The following is a 22,762-nucleotide window of genomic DNA, read 5'->3' as shown; positions in this document are numbered from 1 at the left end:
CCGGCGGACCGGCCGCACCGCGCCTACGCGTCGTGCGGCGGGATCTCGCCCGAGCCCCGCGCGATAAGGACCGGCGTGAGCTCCACCCGGTCCGGGGCGTCGTCGAAGCCGTCCAGACGGCGGAAGAGCCGCTCCGCCGCCGTCCGCCCCAGCGCGGCGGCGTCCTGGGCTATGACGGTGATCCCGAGCAGGTCCGCGAGCTCGATGTCGTCGAAGCCGACCAGGGCGACCGGCCGTTCGCGCCCCGCCAGGGTCCGTACGGCCGTCACGGTCACCCGGTTGTTCCCCGCGAAGAGCGCGGTGACCGGATGCGGTCCCGTCACCATGGCCGTGACCGCGTCCCGTACCCGCTCCGGGGCCGTGGGGCCCAGCGACACCCACGCGGGGTCCACCGGCAGCCCGGCGTCCTCCATCGCCGCGTGGTAGCCGCGCAGCCGCTCCGTCGCGGTGTGGATGCGCGGCTGGTCGCCGATGAACCCGATCCGCCGGTGGCCGTGCGCGACGAGATGGGCGACGCCCTCGCGGGCCCCGCCGAAGCTGTCGGAGAGGACGACGTCGGCGTCGATCCGCCCGGCCGGCCGGTCCACGAAGACCGTCGCGATGCCCGCCTTGATCTCCGGCTCCAGATAGCGGTGGTCGGTACCGGCCGGGATCACGATCAGACCGTCGACCCGGCGGGCGCAGAGCGCCAGGGCCAGTTCCTGCTCCCGGTCCGGGTCCTCGGCGCTGGAGCCGTTGATGAGCAGCGCGCCGTGCGCCCGCGCCACCTCCTCCACGGCGCGGCTGAGCGGGCCGTAGAAGGGGTCGGCGAGATCCTCCAGGACGAGCCCGATCGAAGCCGTACGACCCTTGCGCAGCACCCGGGCGCTGTCGTTGCGGCGGAACCCCAGGGCCTCGATGGCCTCCTGGACGCGGCGCTCGGTGTCGGGCGTGACCCCGGGCTCGCCGTTGACCACCCGCGAGACCGTCTTGAGGCCCACTCCGGCACGGGCCGCGACGTCCTTCATGGTCGGCCGGATGCCATAGCGGTGGTCGGTGCGGCGGGCGTTGTCGGCCACAGTGCGCTGTCCTGTTCGTTCGTCCGGAGTCATGGGAGGCTGTGCCGTCGAGCATAGGGCCTGGACAACGTTGTCAGGTGAATGGAGACTGTTCCTCGCACCCCTTCGTCGACCCTGCCCACCTGGAGACTCGCGCCCATGCTTACCGACCTCGTCGTCGCGCTCGACATCGGTGGTACCAAGATCGCCGGTGCGTTGGTCGACGGCGGCGGGCGGATCCTCGTACGGGCGCAGCGCCCGACCCCCGCCCGCGAGGACGGCGAGACGGTGATGCGGGCGGTCGAGGCGGTCGTCGAGGAGCTCGCGGCCTCGTCCCTGTGGCCGCTGGCCGGGGCAGTCGGCGTCGGCAGCGCCGGACCGGTCGACGCCGGTGCCGGTACGGTCAGCCCGGTCAACGTCCCCGGCTGGCGCGACTATCCGCTGGTCGAGCGGGTCCGCCGGGCGGCCGGGGGCCGGCCCGTGACCCTTGTCGGCGACGGGGTCGCCATGACGGCGGCCGAACACTGGCAGGGCGCCGCGCGCGGCTACGACAACGCCCTGTGCATGGTCGTCTCGACCGGTGTCGGCGGCGGCCTCGTGCTCGGCGGTGCCCTGCACCCCGGCCCCACGGGCAACGCCGGACACATCGGCCACGTCTGCGTGGAGCTGGACGGCGACCCGTGCCCGTGCGGCGGGCGCGGCTGCGTGGAGCGGATCGCCAGCGGACCCAACATCGCCCGCCGGGCCCTGGAGAACGGCTGGCGGCCCGGCCCGGACGGCGACACCACCGCCGCGGCGGTGGCCGCGTCCGCCCGGGCCGGCGACCCCGTCGCGACCGCCTCCTACGCCCGCGCGGCCCAGGCCCTGGCCGCCGGCATCGCGGCCACCGCCAGCCTGGTCGAGATCGAGATCGCGGTGGTCGGCGGGGGAGTGGCGGGTGCGGGCGACGTCCTGTTCGACCCGCTGCGGGGGGCCCTGCGCGACTACGCCACGCTCTCCTTCGTCCGGCGCCTGACCGTCGCCCCGGCGCTCACCGGCACGGACGCCGGCCTGCTGGGCGCGGCCGCCGCCGCGTCCCCGCGCCGTACGGGCGGCGCGCCGGTCAGCCTCACCGGCTGAGCCGCCCGGCCGCCGGCACTGGGCCAGGCGGCCGCCTTTCGACGGGTGTGACGCCCGGCCCGTCAGCGTGGCTCCGACGGCCGCCCTTCAGCGGGTGTCGGGTGTCCGCTGGACCACGACCACCAGGAACGCGTCCGACTCCAGATCCATCACGACCTCCGCCGGCTGGCCCTCGTCCCGGCGTTGCCGGGCGAACTCCTCAGCCGGCCAGCTTCCGCGGGGACCCCCCGCGGGGAACCTCTCCAGCACCGTGCGACGCATCGCGCACCCCCTCGTCATTGCCGGACCCAACGTCCCTCCGTCCCGGAGTGTTACGGCCGAACGGACCCGGCGGCCCGTTCAGTGAGACGTTGCACATCCTGGTCCGGTTCGACCCCGGCGCGTGCGATCCGCGACGGAGAGTCATCGGGATCGTCCCGTCCGGTACCGGACGGGGGTTTCCGTGGCAGGGTGTTGCGGGCAAGCCACTGAGGGCTACGGATAAGGGGGAACTGTGATCGTCTGGATCAACGGTGCGTTCAGTGCGGGCAAGACCAGCGCCGCGCGCGAACTGATCGACCTGATCCCGCACAGCACCTTGTACGACCCCGAACTCACCGGCACCGCGGTGCGCTCCCTGCTCCCGCACAAGCGCCTCGCGGAGGTCAACGACGTCCAGGAGCTGCCGATCTGGCGCCGGATGGTCGTCGACACCGCCGCGGCGCTGCTCGCCGAGGTCGGTGGGGTGCTGGTGGTGCCTATGACGCTGCTGCGACAGGAGTACCGCGACGAGATATTCGGCGGGCTCGCGGCCCGGCGCATCGAGGTCTGTCATGTGGCACTGACCCCGGACGAAACGATCCTGCGCGGATGGATCGCCGGACGGGAGGAGTACGCCGACGACCCCGATGCCAACGAACGCGTACGGCAATGGGCGTACGACCACCTGGAGCCGTACCGCGCGGCCCTCGGCTGGATCACCGCCGACGCCCACCTCGTCGACAACTCCGCCCTCACCCCGGCGGGCACCGCCGAGGTCATCGCGCGGGCCGTGCACACCGGCGCGGCCGGGACCTGCACGATCGTGCAGACGCCGGAGCCGACCCGCGAGACGCTCGCCGCCGGGGTGCTCCTCTTCGACGAGGAGGACCGGGTCCTGCTCGTCGATCCCACCTACAAGCCCGGCTGGGAGTTCCCCGGCGGGGTCGTCGAGCGCGGCGAGCCGCCCGCCCGTGCCGGGATGCGGGAGGTCGCCGAGGAGATCGGCCTCGAACTCGACACCGTCCCGCGCCTCCTGGTCGTCGACTGGGAACGGCCCATGCCTCCCGGCTACGGCGGCCTGCGGCTGCTCTTCGACGGCGGCCGGCTGAGCGGCGTGGACGCACGGCGGATGCTCCTGCCCGGCGCCGAGCTCCGCGGCTGGCGGTTCGTCACCGAGGAGGAGGCCGCCGAACTCCTGCCCCCGGTCCGCTACCAGCGGCTGCGCTGGGCGCTACGGGCCCGGGAACGCGCCACCGTCCTCAATCTGGAAGGCGGCGTCCCGGTCTAGCGGCCGGGCTACGGCGTGGCGGCCGCGTCCCGGGCGGCCGCCTCGTCCAGCCGCGCCGCCGCGTCCACGGTCAGCGGATCGCCGTGGCCGAAGCAGACCGTCGACGGTGCGAGCGCGGCGAGCCGTCGCATCGACGCCTTGGCCCGCTCCCGGTCCACATGGAAGACCCCGAACGTCACCCCCTGCACCGCCGCGATCGTGTCGCCCGTGAACAGCACGCCGTGGCGCGGCAGATGGACACCGATCGAACCGTCCGTGTGGCCCGGGGCGTGCACCACCACGGCCCCGTCACCGAAGCCGAGCACGTCACCGTCCTCCAGTTCCCGGTCGACCGGGGTCGGCGGGGCCTGGGGGACGGTGAGCGCGTGCTCGTACAGCGGGAGCTCCCAGTCCAGCAGGTCCGGTTCCGGCACGGGCGCCTCGCCACGGATCACCGGCGCGTCCAGGCGGTGGGCGAGGATCTCGGCGCCGTGCCGGCCGGCGAGCTCCCCGGCCGAGCCGACATGGTCGCCGTGGCAGTGGGTGAGCACGATCCGGCGCAGGTTCTCGGGCCGCATCCCGGCCTGGCGTATGGCCTGCTCGATGTCGTCGGCGGCGCCGGCCCACCCGGCGTCGACCAGGGTCAGCTCCTCGCCGTCGCGCCAGAGATAGGCCTGGCCGATGGAGAAGTGGAGCATGTGCAGTTGAGGGGTCACCTCGGTGAAGTCCATGCAGTGAACGTACGTGTTCGGGGACGTCCGCCGCGGCGGTCTACGCTCCTGGCGATCTTCGCCGAACGCGGAACGGGCGTGCGCCGCGACGCACGCCCATTCCGCGTTCGGGATCGCTCAACCCTTCTTCGACTGGGCGTAGTTCACCAGGAAGTACGCCTCGGCCACCGAGAGCCGCTCCAGCTCCTCGGGCGACACCGACTCGTTGACGGCGTGGATCTGGGCCTCCGGGTCGCTCAGGCCGATCAGCAGGATCTCCGCCTGCGGGTAGAGCCCGGCGAGCGTGTTGCAGAGCGGGATCGAGCCGCCCATGCCCGACGTCTGCATCTTCTGGCCCGGGTACGCGATCTCCATCGCCTCGGCCATCGAGGTGTACGCCGGGCTGGTGACGTCTGCCAGGAACGGCTGGCCCTGGCCGACCTGCTCGAAGGACACCCGGGCGTTCCACGGCACCCGCTTCTCGATGTGCGCGTACAGCAGGCGCGTCGCCTCGGCCGCGTCCTGGCCGGGCGGCACCCGCAGACTGATCTGCGCGCGGGCCGTGGCCGGGATGGACGGGGTCGCACCGGCGACCGGGTGGCAGTCGATGCCGATGACCGTCACGGCGGGACGGGCCCAGATACGGTCGGCGACCGTGCCGTTGCCCGGCAGCCCCACGCCGTCGAGGACGCGGGCGTCGCGGCGGAAGTCGTCCTCGGGGTACTGCACTCCGTCCCACACCGCGTCCGCGGGTAGACCGTCGATGACGGTGGAGCCGTCCTCGGCCCGCAGGGTGTCCAGGACGCGGATGAGCGCGGCCAGCGCGTCCGGCGCGGCGCCGCCGAACTGGCCGGAGTGCAGGTTCCCTTCGAGGGTGTCGATCCGTACGCGGATCATCGTCATCCCGCGCAGCGTCGCCGTCACCGTCGGCAGGCCGACCCGGAAGTTGCCGGTGTCGCCGATCACGATCGCGTCGGCGGTGAGCAGCTCGGGGTGCGCCTCGGCGTACCGCTCAAGACCGCCCGTACCCTGCTCCTCGGAGCCCTCGACGATCACCTTCACCGTGACCGGGACGCCGCCGTTCGCCTTGAGGGCGCGCAGCGCCAGCAGGTGCATGATGAAGCCGCCCTTGCAGTCGGCGGCGCCGCGGCCGTACCAGCGGCCGTCCCGCTCGGTCAGCTCGAACGGCGGGCTCAGCCACGCCGACTCGTCCAGCTTGGGCTGGACGTCGTAGTGGGCGTAGAGCAGGACGGTCGGGGCGCCGGCCGGGCCGGGCAGTACGCCGTACACCGACTGGGATCCGTCGGGGGTGTCGAGGAGCGCCACGTCCTGGAAGTCCTCGGCGCGCAGCGCGTCGGCCACCCAGTTCGCCGCCGCCTCGCACTCGCTCCGCGGGGCCACGGCCTCGTCCGCGACCGACTCGAAGGCCACCAGCTCCGCGAGCTCCGCCTTGGCGCGGGGCAACAGGGATGCGACCGTCTCGGCGATGGGATTCGCGGTCATGGGCACGCTCCTCGTGGGTGCGACGTTATGGAGTGACGGAGTACGTGACGTCGAGCCATGTGACGGGTGAGCCGTCACGCATGACGCCTGCGTCCGTTGTGCCTGGTGTGGCAGCGAACGCAGGGGCGATCCTCCCACAGAGGGGCGATCGGTACCGCGCCGTAGGATGCCGTGAAGAGCATGGACCACTGGTCGGATCAGGAGCAGAAGCACATCGTGAGCAGCGAGAACGCAGACGCCGGAACCACTCGGCCCGGCCCGGCGGAGCCCGGTCGGGCATCGTCCGAGCCCGTGCCCTCCGAGCCGGTGCGGGCCGAGGGCGCGCCGTCCGAGCCTGGGCCGTCCGAGAGCGTGCCGTCCGAGCCCGGGCAGGCCCAGGGTGTGCCGGCCGAGTCCGTGGCCTCCGAGGGCGACCTGCCGCTGGACTCCGTGGAGTCGGGCGCCGGGGAGCCGGACGCGGAACCGGACACCGAGGCGGCCGGGGCGGCGCGGCCGGAGTCCGTGTGGGACGTGGTCGTGGTCGGCGCCGGGCCCGCCGGTGCCTCCGCCGCCTACGCGGCGGCCGTGGCGGGACGCCGGGTCCTCCTGCTGGAAAAGGCCGAGCTGCCCCGCTACAAGACCTGCGGCGGCGGCATCATCGGCCCCTCCCGCGACGCGCTGCCGCCCGGCTTCGAACTACCCCTCCAGGACCGGGTGCACGCCGTCACGTTCTCGATGAACGGCAAGTTCGCCCGTACCCGCCGCTCCCGGCGGATGCTGTTCGGGCTCATCAACCGGCCTGAGTTCGACGCCGGACTCGTCGAACAGGCCCAGAAGGCGGGCGCCGAGCTGCGCACCGGAGCGACCGTCTCCCGGGTCGAGCAGCACGGCACGGCCGTACCGGACCGGCGGACCGTCGCGGTCGTCCTCGCCGACGGCGAGACCGTGCTCGCGCGGGCGGTCATCGGCGCCGACGGCAGCGCCAGCCGCATAGGAGCCCATGTCGGCGTCAAGCTCGACCAGGTGGACCTCGGTCTGGAGGCCGAGATCCCCGTGCCGCCCTCGGTCGCCGAGGACTGGGCGGGCCGGGTGCTCATCGACTGGGGCCCGATGCCCGGCAGTTACGGATGGGTGTTCCCCAAGGGCGACACGCTCACCGTCGGAGTCATCTCGGCGCGGGGCGAGGGCGCGGCGACCAAGAGGTACCTGGAGGACTTCATCGCCCGGCTCGGCCTCGCCGGATTCGAGCCGGCCATCTCCTCGGGCCATCTGACCCGCTGCCGCAGCGACGACTCGCCGCTGTCCCGGGGCAGGGTGCTGGTCTGCGGCGACGCGGCCGGTCTCCTCGAACCCTGGACGCGCGAGGGCATCTCCTTCGCGCTGCGCTCGGGGCGCCTCGCGGGGGAGTGGGCGGTACGGATCGCGGAGTCCCACGACGCCGTGGACGCCCGGCGACAGGCCCTGAACTACGCCTTCGCCATCAAGGCGGGGCTCGGCGTGGAGATGGCGGTCGGGCGGCGGATGCTGTCGCTCTTCGAGCGGCGGCCGGGCCTGCTGCACGCGGCCGTGACCGGGCTGCGGCCGGTGTGGCGCGCCTTCGCCGACATCACGCGCGGCACGACGACACTGGCCGGTCTGGTACGTACGCACGGACTGGCGCGCCGGGCCCTGGACCTCCTGGACCGCCAGATGCCGGAGGCCCGTACGGAGCGGCAGACGGACGAGCGGGCGGATGAATGGGCGGACGAGCGGACGGAGCGGAGCGCGCCGGGCCAGGCGTGACCGGCGGCCGGGGCGGGGCTGGGGCCGGGCCTGGCGGTCGGCTCCCGGGCCGTGTCACGCGGTCGTGGTGATGCGGAAGACCGGGTGCCTGGGGGCGATGGCCCGCAGCTCCTCCTCGGGGGAGTCCGGGCCCACCCCGCCGAAGAAGACCCCGACCTCGGCCTTCCACCGCTTGAGGTAGGCCCGGAGCAGCTCGGGCTTCTCGTCGTCCGCCAGCTCCACGGCGGTGAACCGCTGCACCCGCTTCCCGAGGTGCAGCTCACCCCCGCCCGCCGCCCGCATGTTGTACGTCCACTGGACGTGACCGCGCGGGGCGACCAAGTACTCGACGCCGTCGAGCGTCAGCAGGTTGACGGGCGTACGACGCCACTCGCCGCTCTTGCGCCCGCGTACGGCCAGCACCCGGGAGCCCCAGACGCTGATGCCCCGGCGGGTCAGCCAGGCGACCGCGGGGTTCAGCACGTTCCTGGTGATCCAGCCGGGCTTCATGACATGTGCCGACATGGCGTACCTCCGAAGTGTGAGCACTGCTCTCGCTGGAGAACAGTGTGCACGGATCAGTGCGCCGAAACAAGAGCAGTGCTCTCGAAGTGGTGCGCCGCTCTTGGTCCGATGGCACACTGATCACCATGACCAGCGTTCAAGGAGCCCGTGCCCGCGCCCGGATCGAAGTCACCGCCGCCATCAAGGACGAGGCGCGCAGACAGCTCGCCGCCGAGGGCGCCGCGAAACTCTCCCTGCGGGCCGTCGCCCGGGAGCTGGGCATGGTCTCGTCGGCGCTCTACCGCTACTTCCCGAGCCGCGACGACCTGCTCACCGCCCTGATCGTCGACGCGTACGACGCCGTCGGCGCCGACGCCGAAGCCGCCCTCGCCGCCTCCCGCGGCACCGACGCCCCCGCCCGCTGGATCGCCGTCTGCCGCGCCGTACGGGCCTGGGCGCTCGCCCACCCCCATGAGTACGCCCTGATCTACGGCTCTCCCGTGCCCGGCTACAGCGCGCCGAGGGACACTGTCGTGCCCGCCTCCCGGGTGGGCCTCGCGCTCATCACGATCGCGCGGGACGCCCACCGCCGCGGGTGCGTCGCCCTTCCCCCGCTCGCCGATGAGCTGCGCCCCGAGGCCCGGCGGCTCGCCGACGAGTTCGCCCCGGATCTGCCCCCGGCGCTGGTGGTGGCCCTGGTCGCGGCCTGGTCGCAGCTGTTCGGGATGGTCTCCTTCGAGGTGTTCGGCCAGTTCAACCGCATGGTCGAGAACCGGGACGCCTTCTTCACCGCCACCGTCCGCCGCCTCGCCCACGACACCGGCCTGATCGCCCTCCCCTGAGGCCTCCTGGCGCCCTCCCCTCAGCCGGCCTGGGCGCGGTACCGACCGGGGGTCGTGCCGAACTCCCTGCTGAAGGCGTGGGAGAAGGCGTACGGAGTGCCGTAGCCGACCCTGCGGGCGATCGTGGCCAACGGGTCCTGGGTGTCACGGAGCAGAGCCGCCGCAAACGTCAGCCGCCACCAGGTGAGGTACGCCGTCGGTGGCCGACCGACCAGCGCCGTGAACCGGCGGGCCAGAGTGGCGCGGGAGACACCCGCCTCGGCGGCCAGACGGTCGTTGGTCCACGGCTCGGCCGGTTCCGCGTGCAGGGCCCGCAGGGCGGCGGCCACCACCGGGTCCCCCAGGACGGCCGGCCAGGCGCCGGTCGTACTCGCGTCCATCCAGGCACGGATCATGTAGACGAGCAGGAGATCCAGCAGACTGGGGACCGCGACGCAGGACCCGGGCCGGCCGGCGCCCAGCTCACGGCCCAGCAGGTCGATGGCGGCGCGGAGTTCGGGGTGGCCGCCCACCCGGTTGGGCAGATGGACGACCTCCGGCAGCTCGGCCATGAGCGGATGTACCCGGCTGCGGTCCAGCCGGTACTTGCCGCACAGCACCTCCACCTCGCCGGGACCGTCGCCCCGGCCCACGCCCTCTGCTTCGAACCACCGCTCGAAGGGCACCGCCCGCGCCACGGTCGCCGCGTCGGCGGGGGAGTCGGCGATCACATGCCCGGTGCCGTGCGGCAGCAGCACGGCGTCACCGGCGCCCAGCGCGACCGGGGCGCCGGAGTCTGGCAACAGCCAGCAACCGCCCTCCAGGACGACATGGAAACCCGCGCCGTCGTACGGAGCGAGCCGCGTGCACCAACTGCCGCCCGCCCGCACCCGGTTCGAGGAGGGCCGCCCGATGCGTACGGCGGAGATCGCGTCGCTCACCACATCCATCCGCGTACGGTATCGCGGGCGTCAGTGGTGAGACGGAGACGTATTCGCCTGAGCAGTACGGGCATTGAGCGGCTCAGTGGTCCCTTTCTAGGGTCGACGGCATGAGTGAGAACGTACAGAGCTTCACGCTGGGAGACGTCGAGGTCATCCGGATCGTCGAGTGGCGGGGACCGTTCGCCCCGGCCCGGGGTCTCGTCCCCGGCTCCAGCCCCGACCTGTGGCAGGAGAACGAGGACTGGCTGGCACCGGACCACTGGGAACCGGCCGGTGACCGGGCGGTGGCCGCCTTGCAGACCTGGGTGCTGCGCAGCGGCGGACGGACCGTCCTGGTCGACACCGGGGTGGGCAATGGACGAGAGCGGCCGCAGTCGCCGCAGTTCCACCACTGGCAGGGCGACTTCCTCGGCGGACTGGCCGAGGCGGGTGTCGAGCCCGGCGACGTCGACGTCGTCGTCAACACCCACCTCCACGCCGACCACGTCGGCTGGAACACCATCGGCGCCGACGGCGAGTGGACACCGACGTTCCCGGGCGCCCAGTACCTCCTCCCGGCCGCCGACGACGCGTACTTCGGCCCGGACAACGGATACGGGAAGGGCCTGCGGGGGGAGGACCGGCTGATCTACGAGGACAGCGTGGCCCCCGTCCACCGGGCCGGGCAGGCCGTGCTGTGGGACGGCACCCACCGCATCGACGAGAACCTCGTCCTGGAGTCCGCGCCCGGCCACACCCCGGGCTCGTCCGTGCTGCGGGTCAGCTCCGGCGGGGACCGTGCCGTGTTCGTGGGCGATCTGCTGCACAGCCCGGTCCAGATCCTCCAGCCCTCCCACAACAGCTGTTTCTGCCTGGACCCGGCCCAGGCGGCAGCCGCCCGCCGCAGGGTCCTGGCACGGGCCGCCGCCGAACGGGAGCTGGTCGTCCCCGCCCACTTCGCCGGGGCGGGCGGACTGGAGATCCGGCGCCAGGGGGAGGGGTTCGCCGTCGAAAGGTGGGCGGCCTACGGCACCGAGTAGGGGCCCGGGCGCGGCCCCCGAGGGAGAAGCGCCCAACTAATGGTCCTCGCCTACGAGTCGGGTCTCGTACGGCCGGGCTGGCTGGGCTGACCCGGCCCGCGCCCGGCCCGCCCGGCGCCCGGACCGTAATCACCCGGACCGTCCGGCGCCCGGGCGGCCCGGACGGCTCGGCCCCGCGTCTCGACCCTCACACGCGGGCGCGCGCGGCCGGGAGCCGTTCCCGGCCCACCGCCGCGCGCCCCCGTCAGGCCCCGGGCTCTCAGTCCCGTACGACGGCCTTCTCGGCGGTCGGCACCCCGGCGGACGTGGCGACCACCCGCGAGGGCCGCGGTGCCGCGGCCCGCCGGCGCAGGCCCGGCAGCGTGATCAGCAGGCCGACCAGCGCGATACCGGTGACCACGGCGAGCCCGGGCCGGTAGTGGTCGAGCACCGCCTGCGGGGAGGAAGCGCCCTCCGCGCCGCCGCCCGCAGTGATCACCGCCGTCACCACGGCGAGGAAGATCGCGCCGCCGACCTGGATCGAGGTGTTCAGCAGGCCCGAGACCATGCCCTGCTCGTCGTCGTGCACGCCGTTGGTGGCCTGGATGTTGAGCGACGGGAAGACCAGCGCGCACGCCGCGCCCAGCAGCAGCATCGACGGCAGGATCACCGCCGCGTACCGCGGGTGCAGATCGACCCGGAGGAAGAGCGCGTATCCCGCCACGAGCAGCGCGAAGCCGGTCACGATGACCTTCGGCGTGCCGAACCGGTCCACCAGATCGCCGATCTTCGTGGAGGAGAGCGCCACCAGCACACCCGCCGGCAGGAAGGCGAGCGCGGTCTGCAGGGCCGACCAGCCGAGCAGTGACTGCATGTACTGGGTCACGATGAACTGGAAGGAGACGTACGAGCCGAAGAACGCCATCGCCCCCAGCTGCGCCCGTACCTGCGGACCGGAGCGGAGCACGCCGAGCCGGACCAGCGGGTTGGCACTGCGCCGCTCGATGACCACGAAGGCGGCCAGGAGCAGGGCGGTGAGCAGGAACGACAGGAGCGTACGGGCGGACGCCCAGCCGACCTCGGGTGCCTGGACGACGGTGAAGACGAGCAGCAGCATGGCGGCCGTGCCGGTGACGGCGCCCGGCAGGTCGTAGCCGCGGTGGGTGTCGTCGCGGTCGCTGTGCGGGATGAGCTTGAGGCCGGCGATGAGCGCGAGGAGCGCGACCGGGGCGGGCAGCAGCATTGTCCAGCGCCAGCTCAGCTCGGTGAGCAGGCCGGACAGGACCAGGCCCATGGAGAAGCCGGTGGCGGCGCAGGTGGTGTAGATGGCCAGGGCGCGGTTGCGCTGCGGGCCCTCCTGGAACGTGGTCGTGATGATGGACAGGCCGGCGGGCGCGGTGAACGCGGCGCTGAGGCCCTTGATGAAACGGCTGGCGATCAGCAGCGGGCCGGAGTCGACGAGTCCGCCGAGCAGGGACGCGACCGCGAAGACGGCCAGGGCGATCAGGAAGACACGGCGGCGGCCGAGCAGATCGGCGGCGCGGCCGCCGAGGAGCAACAGTCCGCCGTAACCGAGGATGTAGCCGCTGACGATCCACTGCAGGGTCGACGTGGACAGGTCGAGGTCCGTGGCGATCGACGGCAGGGCGACGCCGACCATCGAGACGTCGAGGGCGTCGAGGAACATCGCGGCGCAGAGCACGAGCAGGGTGCCCCACAGGCGAGGGCTCCAGCGTGCCTGTGTGGCGGGGACGTTGAGCGGAGAGGTCATGCGCAGCACAGTACATGCACGTGCATTCAATGCAAGCGCATTTAATTCCCGTGCAACAAAGCGGCCGAGCTCTGCTAACGTGCCTTCATGGCAGCGAAGAAGTCCGAGCGTGCGCTCGTACAGGAGTGGCGGGACGTCCTCGCGCTGCACGCCCGGACGATGTGCGAGCTCGACCGCGAGCTGCATCGCCACGGGCTCGGCGCCAGCGACTTCGAGGTCCTCGACGTGCTCGCCGAGGCGGCCCCGGCCGACGGCGGCACGTCCTATCGCGTCCAGGAGCTCGCGGACCGGGTGCATCTGAGCCAGAGCGCGCTGTCGCGCCTGGTGGGCCGGCTGGAGAAGAGCGGGCTAGTGGTGCGCGGCATGTGCGGTGAGGACCGGCGCGGCGTACGGGTCGCCCTCACGGACGCCGGACGGGCACGCCACGCCGAGGTGCAGCCGCTCCAGCGGGCGGTCCTGACCCGGATGCTGGAGGGCTGACCGGGCCGCCTGCCCCGGATGGTGGGGACGGTGGCGTCCGGGCCCGCCGAGGCGGCCGCTTCGGCCAGCGCCCGCCCTTCCCGGTCGAGGGCCGCGAGGTGCTCAGAGACCTCCACGTCCGGGATTGTGCCAGCGCGGCCCGGATCCCAGGGGCAGTTCGTGCCGACCGGGCTTCTTCCGTGCCAGGGCCACAAGCCATCCGAGGACGAAGGCCTGGAAGAGGTACGAGAAGAGGAAGAGGGAGTAGACGGCCGGCGTGGATTCGGCCCAGTCGCCGAGCATGCCCTGCAGTGTGAAGAGCATCGCGCTCGCCGGCGCGGACAGGAACAGGGCGAGGATGCCGGCGCCGAAGGCGGCGCCGTTGCCGTTCGAGTCCCCCAGGCCGATCAGGATCGTGAGGGTGACCAGGCCGAGGTAGCTGAGCGACAGCCAGTTGCCGAAGGTCGTCCGCGTGAAGGCGCGGAGCAGGCGCAGTGCCACGGTGGATCGTGCTCCCTGGGGGTTCCGGCCGGGGAGGCCGGACGGTGAGGCGGATGGGCCGGGTTCATCGTGCGGCGGCCCGCCCGCCGTCCGCCTGAGTACTCCTACTCAACTACTCGACTGCTCGACCGGAGCTGGTGCGGACACCGCCGTGCGCGCCGCGAACCCGATCAGCGCCGCACCCGCCGCCAGCGCCGCCACCGTCGTCAGGGCGAGCGGCAGCGAGAACAGGTCGGCGAGGAACCCTATCGCGGGCGGCCCGAGCAGCATGCCGCCGTAGCCGAGGGTCGAGGCGGTGGCCACCCCGGCGGGACCGGCCAGAGCGCCCGCGCGGGCCACGGCCACCGGGAAGATGTTCGCCAGTCCGAGGCCGGTCACCGCGAAGCCGAGCAGCGCCGCCCATACGGTCGGGGCCAGCGCGCCGAGCAGCATGCCGGCCGCCGCCGTCGCCCCGCCCGCGACGAGGGTCCGGGTCTGCCCGAGCCGCTCCAGGAGCGTCGTACCGGTCAGCCGGCCCGTGGTCATGGCGAGGGCGAAGAGCGCGTACCCGGCGGCCGCGAGGCCGGGGTGGGCGTGCAGGTCCTGCTCCAGGTGGAGCGCGCCCCAGTCGGCCATCGCCCCCTCCCCGTACGCGGTGCACAGCGCGATCACACCGCACACGACGACCAGACGGCGCGTGCGCCCGTCCGCCGGCCGGCCGGCCGGGGGCGCGTCGGCCCGTGGCGGGGTGACGGGCGCGGGTTCGCGGAGCAGTACGGGACCGGCCGCCGCGGTCAGCAGCAGACCGACGCCGGTCAGCGCGAGCAGATGCGCGGTCGGGCTGAGGGATCCGGCGACGAGGCCCCCAAGGCCGGCCCCGACCATGCCCCCGAGGCTGAACGCGGCGTGGAAGGCGGGCATCACGGGCCTGCGCAGGGCGGCGACCAGATCGACGGCGGCGCTGTTCATGCTGACGTTGATCGCCCCGTAGGCCGCGCCGAAGACCAGCAGGACCAGGCCGAGGGCGAGCGTGGAACCGGTCAGCGCCGGGAGCGCGATGCTCAGCGACATCAGGGTGGCGGCGGCGACGGTGACGGCGTGGCTGCCGAAGCGGCGGCAGAGCCGCCCGGTGGAGGTCATGGTGACCACCGCGCCGGCCGAGACTCCGAGGAGCGCGAGCCCGAGGCCGGTGGCGGAGGCCCCGGTCTGCTCCTTGATGGCCGGGATCCGAACCACCCAGCCGGCGAAGAGGAAGCCGTCGAGGGCGAAGAAGAGGGTCAATGCGGTGCGAAGGCGAGCGAGGGAGGGGGCGGCGGGGTTTCCGTCGGCTCCCCCCGCGGCGGCCGTCCTGAGTTTGTTTAGTAGCGGCACAAAGTCAGAATAGAGGTGGAGCACCGATCCGGACAAGCTGACGGTCTCGGAGCGCGGCAACACCCCGCGCGGGCCGTGCGGAGTACGGATCATGGGAGACTCGCCCCCATGAACGGCAAGGCGACGACGACTCGGACACGGCTGGACAGAGGCCGCAGCGCACTCGGCCCCGCGCTCGAACTGGTGCATACGGGCCGCGCGCCGACCCGCGCCGTCCTCACCGCCGAGCTCGGCGTCACCCGCGCCACCGCGGGCGCCGTCGCCGCCGAACTCGAAGCCCTCGGCCTCATCCGGGTCGACTCCAACCCCGGCGCGGCCGCCGGCTCCCAGGGCCGCCCCTCGCACCGCCTCGCCGTCGACGACAACGGTCCCGTCGCGCTCGCCGCCCAGGTCCACTCCGACGGATTCCGCGCCGCGCTGGTCGGCCTCGGCGGACAGATCGTGGCCACCGCCCCCGGCTGCGTCACCGTCTCCGCCGACCCCGCCCAGGTCCTCGGCGCGGTCGTCGACGCGGGCGCCGACCTGCTGCGCGCCACCGGCCGCCGCTGCGTCGGCGCCGGACTCGCCGCGCCCTCCGCCGTCGCGGAACCGGAAGGCACCGCCCTCAACCCGCTCCACCTCGCCTGGCCCGCGGGCGCCCCGGTCCGCGAGATCTTCGCCGAGCGGGTACGCGCCGCCGGCATCGACGGGCCCGCCTTCACCGGCAACGACGTCAACCTCGCCGCGCTCGCCGAGCACCGCCACGGCGCCGGCCGGGGCGCCCGTGACCTCCTGTGCGTCGCCACCGGACACCGCGGCGTCGGCGGCGCGCTCGTCCTCGACGGCCGCCTGCACACCGGCAGTTCGGGCCTCGCGCTCGAAGTCGGCCATCTCACCGTCAACCCCGAGGGCCGCCCCTGCCACTGCGGCAGCCGCGGCTGCCTCGACGTCGAGACCGATCCGCTCGCCTTCCTCACCGCCGCCGGCCGCACCCCCGGACCGGAGGTCTCCCTGCTCCAGCAGTCCCGCGACCTGCTCCGCGACCGCCCCGACGACCCCGGCGTCCGGGCGGCCACCGAGGAGCTCATCGACCGCCTCGGACTCGGTCTCGCCGGCCTCGTGAACATCCTCAACCCGGACCGCATCATTCTCGGCGGGCTCCACCGCGAACTCCTCGACGCCGACCCGGAACGCCTGCGCGCCGTCGTCGCCGACCGCAGCCTGTGGGGCCGCAGCGGGGGAGTGCCGATCCTGCCCTGCACCCTCGACCACAACAGCCTGGTCGGCGCAGGCGAACTCGCCTGGCAGCCCGTCCTCGACGACCCGCTGGCCGCCCTCGGCCGCCCCGCGGCCTGAACGCGCGGAGCCCGGACCTGACGCCCGCGAGCCCGCCCGGAGGTCCGGGCGGGAAATCGCTGGTCAACCGGTGCCCTGAGAACTAGTGTGCGCCCCCATGACCACCGATGATCTTCCTCCGGCGCTCGGCCGCCATCTCACCTTCCACAGCCCGCTGTCCGAGGCCCGCGCCACCCGCCTCATCGACCGGCTCGCCGCCGGCCGGCCCGCCACCGTCCTCGACATCGGCTGCGGCTGGGGAGAGCTGCTGCTGCGGCTCCTGGCCGCCGCGCCGGACGCGCACGGCACCGGCCTCGACATCGACACCCGCGACCTGGACCACGGCCGGGAGCTCGCCAAGGAGCGCGGCCTCGCCGACCGCGTCACCTTCGTCGCCGAGTCCGCCCTCGGCACCAGCCAAGGCCCGGCCGACCTGGTCCTGTGCCTCGGCTCCAGCCAGGCGCTGTGCGACCCCGACGGGCCGCACGACCCGGCCGCCGCGCTGCGGGAGCTGCGCCGGCTCGTGGCACCCGGCGGCAGGGTCCTCCTCGGCGAGGGCTTCTGGCAGCGCCCGCCCACCCAGGAAGAACTCGCCGGCATGTGGCCCGGCGCGCACGGAGGAGACCACTTCTCGCTCGGCGCGCTGGTCGACCTCGCCGTCGAGGCCGGATTCCGGCCCGCGCGGATCGAGACGGCGACCGAGGAGGAATGGGAGGAGTTCGAGTCCGGCTACCGCGAGGCGACCGAGGTCTGGCTCGCGGCCAACGCCGCTCACCCGTCGGCCGAGGAGACCCGGGCCCGCGTCGACCGTCAGCGCTCCACCTGGCTTCACGGCTACCGCCAGGTCCTCGGCATGGCCTACCTCACGCTGGTACCGGTGGACTGACCGGCGCGAGCGCCAGCGCCCGCGCCGGATTCACCCGGAGCATCCGCTCCACCAGCTCCTCGCCCAGGGTGAGTTCAAGGCGCGGGCGCAGCCCGCGCAGCAGATGGGGTGCGCCCGGAGTGCCCGGCACGGTCGTGTCCCCGCCCAGCAGCAGCCGGTCCCCGAACCCGGCGTCGGCCAGCGCCGCCAGCGCCTCGGGCAGCCGCCAGTCCGTGCCGTGATGGGCTCGTGACGGCCCGTCGAAGGCCAGGTAGGCCCCCGCCCTCGCCCCCTCGCGCTGGACGGTCCCGTCCGGGAAGCGGCCCAGATGCCCGAGGATCACCCGCGCCGGCGCCATCCCCTCCCGCCCGCACAGCAGCTCCAGTACGTCCGCCGCGCCCGTCCCCAGCTCCAGATGGACCGCGACCGGCGCCCCCGTGCGGTGATGGGCCCGGGCCGCGGCCGAGAGCGTACGGCGGGCGTGCGCGTCGAGGCCGTGGAAGTCACCGGCGACCTTGATCAGACCCGCCCGTACGCCCGTCGATCCGACGCCCTCGGTCAGCTCGGCGGTGAACAGATCCGCCAGGTCCCCGGGAAGCGCCGCGAGCAGCGCCGGATCGTAGTGCTGCGCCTGGTGCAGTCCGGTCGCGGCGACCACATGGACCCCCGACTCCCGTGAGAGCCCGGCCAGTTCGGCCACGCGGCGCCCCATCCCGTACGGCGTCCACTGCACCAGCGTCCGCCCGCCGAGCTCCGCGAACGCCCGCAGCCGCAGGGCCGCGTCCCCGGCGTCGTCCAGCTCCTGCCCCGGCAGTCGCGGACTGCGCAGGAAGAGATGGTCGTGTGCGTCGCAGATCCCCAACTCCCCGGCCGGTACGTCTCCGAGGACCGTACGGACCGAGGGGCTGTCGGAGCGGCCGGAGCAGCCGGAGCGGCCGGAGTTGACCGCGCCGGCCCGGTCCGGGGCGCTCACCACTGCCTGCCGCGGACCAGCGCGCCCCGGTGCGGATCGGACACGTGGAGCACCTGGAGGACCTCCCCGGCCGCCTCGGGCGCCGCCCCGGCCCAGAGGGTGAAGTGGACCAGCTCCCACCGCCGGGGATCGATCGCCACGGCCGCGGCGACCACGGCGTCCAGGCCCGTCACGCGCTCGTGCTCCGCGAGGGCCCGCTCCACCGCATCGGCGGGCGCCTCGCCGGGCGCCGACCGCTCACGCCGCCGGGTCGCCGCCCGGGGTACGGACCCGGCCGCCGGGCCCTCCTCGTACGCGAGCCCGGTCCAGTGCTGCACCTCCGGGCGCCCGAAGTCCCGGACGACGCCCTGGAATCCGGGGCTCCAGAGAAAGGAGTTCATGCCCTCGGGGGTGGCCCAGAGGTAGAACGGCGCGTACTGGTTCACCGGCGACCCGTCGACCCCGCGCTCCCGCGCCAGATACGCCTTGATCCCGAGGCCCGGGAAGTCGTCGAGCAGGTGCCCTCTGGTCGCCACCCGCGTGCGGATGACGCCCATGTCGTAGTCGGCGGGCAGAGTGATCTCGTACTGCATGGCGTGCATCTGTGCCGTACTCCCTTATGCCTGGCGGGGCGCGAGCAGCGCCAGCAATCCGCGGACCGCGCTGTCGAAGGCGGTGGACGAGCCGGACGCGCGGGCCAGGACGTAGCCGCCCTGCACGGTCGCCACGATCGTCGCCGCGGTCTCCCGCGGATCCGTCCCGGCGGCGAACTCGCCCGCGTCCACGCCCTCCTGGACGAGCTCGGCGAGCCGCCCGCGCAGCCAGTCGACGGTCTCGTCGACCGGCGCCCGCAGCGCGTCGCTCGCGATGACGTCCGGGTCCATCGTGAGCCGCCCGACCGGACAGCCGCGCAGCACATCGCGCTCGCGCAGCAGATACGCCCGAATCCGCTCGTACGGCGAGCCGCCGCCCCCCAGGACCGCCTCCACGGCGCCGCGCATCTCCTCGGCCGTCCGCCGGATCGCCGCGAGGGCGAGATCCGGCTTCCCGCTGAAGTGGTGGTACATGCTGCCCTGGCCGGCGCCGGCCTGCTGCTGGATCGCCTTGGGGCTCGTGCCCACGTAGCCGCGCTCCCACAGGAGCTCACAGGTGGCCTCGATCAGTCGCTCCGGAGTGCTCATGATCCCTACTGTACATACTAGTAGGTACAGTAGGGGCCGTCGGGAAACACCCGTTCGGAGCAGCTCACCGAGCCCTGGCTACTTCTCCCTGGGTCTTCCTCTTCCCCCTGATCTGGGCCGCCGTCATCGCCCTCGTCATCACGACCGCCCTGCTGGGGCACCGCTTCGAGGCCGGGGAGATCGATGAAGACGAGTACTGGCGCCGGCTGTCCGTCCTCGACGAGCAGTTCGGCACCCGCCCGAAGGGGGTGCCGGGTGACCGCCGGCGACGCCGTCCGCGATCTCAGCCCGCGACCGCCGACCGCGCCGCCGGGCGGCCCCGGGCGTGCCGCGCGGGGGTCTCCTTGGGGGCGCCGAAGGGGGCGTCGTCCGACTCGGCGAAGGGGCCGCGCGTCGTGCCGGCGGCCGCGAACGCGCCCTCCGGCGTCGGCGCCTGCGTCGCCCGGGTCGTCGCCGGGACCGCCATCAGGTGCGGGGGAGCGGTCAGGGTGAACCAGACGACCTTCCCGCCGTCGTCCCGCGGCCGTACACCCCAGCTCTCGCTGAACGCCTCGATGAGCGCGAGCCCGCGCCCCGAGGTCTCCAGGCCCTCGGTCGCATGGACCGACGGAAGCCGGGGATCGTGGTCATGGACGGAGACCGTGAGCCGGTCGAGCAGTAGCTCGATCTCGACCGTGCACGTCTTGTCCGGCTGAGCATGCCTGTGCACATTGGTCAGCAACTCGGTGACACCCAGCGCCGCCTGGTCTATCAAGGCATCGAGATGCCAGTAGCGCAGATGCGCAGAAACGATTCTGCGGACCTGACCGATCCGCGACGGCAGGGCTTGCAGCTCCACCGTGCAGTGCCTGCTTGGTTCGCTGATCACGGCTGCGACTCCCCGAAATTGGTCCGGAAGAAGACGAAGGATCGGATCCTGCTTGGCTGCCTGCTGTGCGTACCGGCGGAGGCTGGGTCGCAGCGTAATCGCCGGTGAACCCTGAGTGAGGTCGTTCCAGCGTGAACCAGGAGTGACCTTCGCGCAACTCGCGGCGACAGGGGCGCGTGAGGCGCGACCGGCGCGTTACCCCGGCGCGTTCGGTCGTGCCCGGCCCTGTCCGGTCAGGTCCGGTTGCGTTCGGTCAGCCCGTCGGACGCGTCGCAACGCGTGCGTACGCGCTCGATCGGCGCCGCGCGGGTCGTCCGTTCGTGTTCGTGCTTGTGGTCCGTACGGGCCCTTCTGCGTGCGTCAGCGCCGTACGGGCTTCGCGCCCGCTCAGCTGCCGTCGCCGCCCGCGCGCCGCACCGCCGCCAGGAAGCGGCCCACCGGCTCGGCCGTGTCGTGGCTGTCGTGGTCGTCCATCGTCAGGCGGTACCGCTTGCCGTTCACGGTCGCCACCGTCTCGTCCGGGCCTGCGAACCAAGGGCGTCCCGCCCGTACGGCTCGTACCGGCGCGCTGTCGATCTCCCGCCCGGAGCTGGTCAGCAGCTCCAGCCTGCCGTCCTTGATCAGGACCTCGCCGGCCCGCGTCAAGGAGCGGGGCCACCGCTCGATCCGTACGCGCGTCGCGCTGAACTCGGGCTCCGACATGACTTTGTGCCCCCTTCGACCGATTGCTCTCGGCCAGTCTGCCCGGCTTCGCGCGTCTCAGCCAGGGGGCGGTGCCGAGCTGTCCGATATCCGACCCCCCGCGCGGCCCGTGACGGCCCCCAAGCGCCCCCTATGGACGGTCAAAGTGAACGTTTGTGCAGGTGAGGGGGTTATGGTCGCTGTAGGGGACCAGGAGCGCACAGAAGCAGGAGACGGACCCATGAGCACCGCCGAGAAGAGCAGTCACGCCATACGGGGCGAGGCCATGGCCACCATCGACGTGGACCGCAGCGACGACGAGTACCGCACCTGGCTGAAGGAGGCGGTCCGCAAGGTCCAGGCCGACGCCAACCGCTCCGCCGACACCCACCTGCTGCGCTTCCCGCTCCCGGAGGAATGGGGCATCGACCTCTACCTGAAGGACGAGTCCACGCACCCCACCGGCAGCCTCAAGCACCGGCTGGCCCGTTCGCTCTTCCTCTACGGCCTGTGCAATGGCTGGATCCGCCCCGGAAAGCCGGTCATCGAGGCCTCCAGCGGCTCCACGGCCGTCTCCGAGGCGTACTTCGCCAAGCTGATCGGCGTGCCCTTCGTGGCGGTCATGCCGCGCACCACCAGCCCGGAGAAGTGCCGGCTCATCGAATTCCACGGCGGCCAGTGCCACTTCGTGGACGACTCGCGCACCATGTACGAGGAGTCCGCCGCCCTCGCCGAGCGCACCGGCGGGCACTACATGGACCAGTTCACCTACGCCGAGCGGGCCACCGACTGGCGCGGCAACAACAACATCGCCGAATCGATGTACCAGCAGCTGCGGCTGGAGCGGTACCCGGAACCGGCCTGGATCGTCGCCACCGCCGGCACCGGCGGCACTTCGGCCACCATCGCCCGCTACGTCCACTACATGCAGCACGACACCCGTGTCTGTGTCGCGGACCCGGAGAACTCCTGTTTCTTCGACGGCTGGACGCAGGGCGACCCGCTCGCCACCAGCGACTGCGGCTCCCGCATCGAGGGCATCGGCCGTCCCCGGATGGAACCGTCCTTCGTCCCCGGCGCCATCGACCGGATGATGAAGGTGCCGGACGCGGCGAGCGTGGCCGCCGTACGCGCCCTGGAGCAGGCCATCGGCCGCAAGGCGGGCGGCTCCACCGGCACGGGGCTGTGGAGCGCGCTGAAGATCGTCGCCGAGATGGTCGCGCAGGGCCGCAAGGGCAGCGTGGTCACCCTGCTCTGCGACCCGGGCGACCGCTACCTGGACAAGTACTACTCCGACGCCTGGCTCGCCGAACAGGGCCTGGACATCGCGCCGTACACGGCCGCGATCGAGGAGTTCCTGGCCACCGGCGCCTGGCCCGAGTGACGCCCGGGGCTCAGCGGCCCGCCGTACGGGGCGCGAGGCGGCGCTCCAGGCCGCGCATCGCGTCCCGGAACGAACGGCCCACCCCGGGGCGCAGCAGCCTCATGGCGGTCCGCAGCGGGGCGGGTCCGTCCACGGCCATCGTCCAGCGCACCCGCGTCCCCTCCGGGGTGGGGGCGAGCCGCCACTCCTCCAGCATGGCCCGCACGCCCGGGGCGTTGCTCTCGTCCACGCGGTAGGCGTACCGGGAACCCGGCTCCCGCGCCATGATCGTCTCCTGGAAGCGGGTGCCGCCCCTGAGGCGGACCGCCCGGCCCGCTCCGCCACCGGTCGGCGTCGCCGAGACCACCGCGCCGAACCACGACGGCCAGTCCTCGACGTCGTCGGCCAGCGCCTCGTAGACCGCGTCGGGCGGGGACGCCAGCTCCGCCGTGAAGACCAGCCGCACGGGGGCCGTCTCGACGAAGTCCAGCTCCACGGGGCTCAGTCGGCGTGCCATGGACCGTACCTCCAGGCGGAAGGGGTGGTGGCGGGCCCGCACACGATAACTGGCGGA

General features: G+C 73.3%; 24 protein-coding genes and 2 pseudogenes. 11 read left to right on the top strand and 15 right to left on the bottom strand.

Annotated features, from left to right (window positions below; all coding sequences use genetic code 11):
• Positions 1-23: 23 nt before the first annotated feature.
• Positions 24-1,091 carry a LacI family DNA-binding transcriptional regulator gene (locus tag ACZ7LT_RS25630; RefSeq protein WP_471238439.1) on the bottom strand — a complete coding sequence of 356 codons (1,068 nt, stop codon included), beginning with the start codon at positions 1,089-1,091 and terminating at the stop codon, positions 24-26.
• A gap of 105 nt (positions 1,092-1,196) precedes the next feature.
• Here ACZ7LT_RS25630 and ACZ7LT_RS25625 point away from each other — a divergent pair, with 105 nt between their 5' ends.
• Positions 1,197-2,156: an ROK family protein gene (locus ACZ7LT_RS25625; RefSeq protein WP_471238438.1), complete on the top strand. Its 960-nt coding sequence runs from the start codon at positions 1,197-1,199 to the stop codon at positions 2,154-2,156.
• Between the two features lie 87 nt (positions 2,157-2,243).
• Here ACZ7LT_RS25625 and ACZ7LT_RS25620 read toward each other — a convergent pair whose 3' ends face one another.
• A complete protein-coding gene (locus ACZ7LT_RS25620) occupies positions 2,244-2,417 on the bottom strand; it encodes a hypothetical protein (RefSeq protein WP_471238437.1) in 174 nt (57 codons plus the stop codon).
• A gap of 232 nt (positions 2,418-2,649) precedes the next feature.
• Here ACZ7LT_RS25620 and ACZ7LT_RS25615 point away from each other — a divergent pair, with 232 nt between their 5' ends.
• Complete coding sequence (locus ACZ7LT_RS25615; RefSeq protein ID WP_471238436.1) at positions 2,650-3,684, top strand: NUDIX domain-containing protein; 1,035 nt, start codon at positions 2,650-2,652, stop codon at positions 3,682-3,684.
• Positions 3,685-3,692: 8 nt separating this feature from the next.
• Here the strand turns inward: ACZ7LT_RS25615 and ACZ7LT_RS25610 are convergent, their stop codons facing one another.
• Both ACZ7LT_RS25610 and ACZ7LT_RS25605 read right to left on the bottom strand, forming a co-directional pair.
• Positions 3,693-4,394 carry an MBL fold metallo-hydrolase gene (locus tag ACZ7LT_RS25610; RefSeq protein ID WP_471238435.1) on the bottom strand — a complete coding sequence of 234 codons (702 nt, stop codon included), beginning with the start codon at positions 4,392-4,394 and terminating at the stop codon, positions 3,693-3,695.
• A 117-nt stretch (positions 4,395-4,511) separates the two neighbouring features.
• On the bottom strand, positions 4,512-5,876 hold the full coding sequence (locus ACZ7LT_RS25605) for a M20/M25/M40 family metallo-hydrolase (protein ID WP_471238434.1): 1,365 nt from the start codon (positions 5,874-5,876) through the stop codon (positions 4,512-4,514).
• A gap of 180 nt (positions 5,877-6,056) precedes the next feature.
• On the opposite strand from ACZ7LT_RS25605, the gene ACZ7LT_RS25600 reads away from it, so the two are divergent.
• Complete coding sequence (locus ACZ7LT_RS25600) at positions 6,057-7,637, top strand: geranylgeranyl reductase family protein (RefSeq protein WP_471238433.1); 1,581 nt, start codon at positions 6,057-6,059, stop codon at positions 7,635-7,637.
• 54 nt (positions 7,638-7,691) lie between these two features.
• On the opposite strand, the gene ACZ7LT_RS25595 is transcribed toward ACZ7LT_RS25600, so the two are convergent.
• A complete protein-coding gene (locus ACZ7LT_RS25595; protein WP_471238432.1) occupies positions 7,692-8,141 on the bottom strand; it encodes a nitroreductase family deazaflavin-dependent oxidoreductase in 450 nt (149 codons plus the stop codon).
• Positions 8,142-8,266: 125 nt separating this feature from the next.
• Between ACZ7LT_RS25595 and ACZ7LT_RS25590 the strand changes: the two genes are divergently transcribed.
• Positions 8,267-8,962, top strand: a complete 696-nt coding sequence (locus ACZ7LT_RS25590; protein WP_471238431.1) for a TetR/AcrR family transcriptional regulator — start codon at positions 8,267-8,269, stop codon at positions 8,960-8,962.
• 20 nt (positions 8,963-8,982) lie between these two features.
• Here ACZ7LT_RS25590 and ACZ7LT_RS25585 read toward each other — a convergent pair whose 3' ends face one another.
• Complete coding sequence (locus tag ACZ7LT_RS25585) at positions 8,983-9,891, bottom strand: AraC family transcriptional regulator (protein WP_471238430.1); 909 nt, start codon at positions 9,889-9,891, stop codon at positions 8,983-8,985.
• A 101-nt stretch (positions 9,892-9,992) separates the two neighbouring features.
• Between ACZ7LT_RS25585 and ACZ7LT_RS25580 the strand changes: the two genes are divergently transcribed.
• Together ACZ7LT_RS25580 and ACZ7LT_RS25575 are read left to right on the top strand one after the other, a co-directional pair.
• Entirely contained in the window at positions 9,993-10,904 is a 912-nt protein-coding gene (locus ACZ7LT_RS25580) for an MBL fold metallo-hydrolase (protein WP_471238429.1), read from the top strand.
• A 12-nt stretch (positions 10,905-10,916) separates the two neighbouring features.
• Positions 10,917-10,994: pseudogene (locus ACZ7LT_RS25575) on the top strand (DNA-binding response regulator); the annotation flags it as partial.
• A gap of 169 nt (positions 10,995-11,163) precedes the next feature.
• On the opposite strand, the gene ACZ7LT_RS25570 reads toward ACZ7LT_RS25575, so the two are convergent.
• Complete coding sequence (locus ACZ7LT_RS25570) at positions 11,164-12,654, bottom strand: MFS transporter (protein WP_471238428.1); 1,491 nt, start codon at positions 12,652-12,654, stop codon at positions 11,164-11,166.
• An 87-nt stretch (positions 12,655-12,741) separates the two neighbouring features.
• On the opposite strand from ACZ7LT_RS25570, the gene ACZ7LT_RS25565 reads away from it, so the two are divergent.
• Positions 12,742-13,134, top strand: coding sequence for a MarR family winged helix-turn-helix transcriptional regulator (locus tag ACZ7LT_RS25565; RefSeq protein ID WP_019884292.1), 393 nt, complete (start codon positions 12,742-12,744; stop codon positions 13,132-13,134).
• Between the two features lie 102 nt (positions 13,135-13,236).
• Here ACZ7LT_RS25565 and ACZ7LT_RS25560 read toward each other — a convergent pair whose 3' ends face one another.
• Both ACZ7LT_RS25560 and ACZ7LT_RS25555 read right to left on the bottom strand, forming a co-directional pair.
• Positions 13,237-13,614, bottom strand: coding sequence for an SCO4225 family membrane protein (locus tag ACZ7LT_RS25560; protein WP_471238427.1), 378 nt, complete (start codon positions 13,612-13,614; stop codon positions 13,237-13,239).
• Positions 13,615-13,722: 108 nt separating this feature from the next.
• The gene (locus tag ACZ7LT_RS25555; RefSeq protein ID WP_471238426.1) at positions 13,723-14,964 is read right to left on the bottom strand and encodes an MFS transporter; all 1,242 of its coding nucleotides are present in this window, start codon (positions 14,962-14,964) and stop codon (positions 13,723-13,725) included.
• A 108-nt stretch (positions 14,965-15,072) separates the two neighbouring features.
• On the opposite strand from ACZ7LT_RS25555, the gene ACZ7LT_RS25550 reads away from it, so the two are divergent.
• Both ACZ7LT_RS25550 and ACZ7LT_RS25545 read left to right on the top strand, forming a co-directional pair.
• Positions 15,073-16,299, top strand: coding sequence for an ROK family protein (locus ACZ7LT_RS25550; RefSeq protein WP_471238425.1), 1,227 nt, complete (start codon positions 15,073-15,075; stop codon positions 16,297-16,299).
• 97 nt (positions 16,300-16,396) lie between these two features.
• A complete protein-coding gene (locus ACZ7LT_RS25545) occupies positions 16,397-17,164 on the top strand; it encodes an SAM-dependent methyltransferase (protein WP_471238424.1) in 768 nt (255 codons plus the stop codon).
• Here the strand turns inward: ACZ7LT_RS25545 and ACZ7LT_RS25540 are convergent.
• From ACZ7LT_RS25540 to ACZ7LT_RS25530, 3 genes are all read right to left on the bottom strand, one after another.
• A complete protein-coding gene (locus ACZ7LT_RS25540) occupies positions 17,142-18,005 on the bottom strand; it encodes a phosphotriesterase family protein (RefSeq protein ID WP_471238644.1) in 864 nt (287 codons plus the stop codon). The two genes, ACZ7LT_RS25545 and ACZ7LT_RS25540, sit on opposite strands and share 23 nt — an antisense overlap.
• A 107-nt stretch (positions 18,006-18,112) precedes the next feature.
• A complete protein-coding gene (locus tag ACZ7LT_RS25535; protein ID WP_471238423.1) occupies positions 18,113-18,697 on the bottom strand; it encodes a DUF4865 family protein in 585 nt (194 codons plus the stop codon).
• 15 nt (positions 18,698-18,712) lie between these two features.
• A complete protein-coding gene (locus tag ACZ7LT_RS25530) occupies positions 18,713-19,276 on the bottom strand; it encodes a TetR/AcrR family transcriptional regulator (protein ID WP_471238422.1) in 564 nt (187 codons plus the stop codon).
• 107 nt (positions 19,277-19,383) lie between these two features.
• On the opposite strand from ACZ7LT_RS25530, the pseudogene ACZ7LT_RS25525 reads away from it, so the two are divergent.
• Positions 19,384-19,524: pseudogene (locus ACZ7LT_RS25525) on the top strand (SHOCT domain-containing protein); the annotation flags it as partial.
• Between the two features lie 35 nt (positions 19,525-19,559).
• Here ACZ7LT_RS25525 and ACZ7LT_RS25520 read toward each other — a convergent pair.
• Both ACZ7LT_RS25520 and ACZ7LT_RS25515 read right to left on the bottom strand, forming a co-directional pair.
• Positions 19,560-20,144: an ATP-binding protein gene (locus ACZ7LT_RS25520; RefSeq protein WP_471238421.1), complete on the bottom strand. Its 585-nt coding sequence runs from the start codon at positions 20,142-20,144 to the stop codon at positions 19,560-19,562.
• A gap of 387 nt (positions 20,145-20,531) precedes the next feature.
• Positions 20,532-20,846, bottom strand: a complete 315-nt coding sequence (locus tag ACZ7LT_RS25515) for a hypothetical protein (RefSeq protein ID WP_471238420.1) — start codon at positions 20,844-20,846, stop codon at positions 20,532-20,534.
• Between the two features lie 220 nt (positions 20,847-21,066).
• Between ACZ7LT_RS25515 and cds1 the strand changes: the two genes are divergently transcribed.
• The gene (gene cds1 / locus ACZ7LT_RS25510) at positions 21,067-22,209 is read left to right on the top strand and encodes an L-cysteine desulfhydrase Cds1 (RefSeq protein ID WP_471238419.1); all 1,143 of its coding nucleotides are present in this window, start codon (positions 21,067-21,069) and stop codon (positions 22,207-22,209) included.
• Between the two features lie 10 nt (positions 22,210-22,219).
• On the opposite strand, the gene ACZ7LT_RS25505 is transcribed toward cds1, so the two are convergent.
• Positions 22,220-22,705 (bottom strand): SRPBCC family protein, encoded by a 486-nt coding sequence (locus ACZ7LT_RS25505; RefSeq protein WP_471238418.1) that lies wholly within the window; start codon positions 22,703-22,705, stop codon positions 22,220-22,222.
• Positions 22,706-22,762: the final 57 nt, after the last annotated feature.

This window comes from Streptomyces sp. NPDC039465, assembly GCF_055639315.1.
The sequence above is the reverse complement of the archived record's forward strand: the minus strand, read 5'-3'. Positions and strand labels throughout refer to the sequence as shown.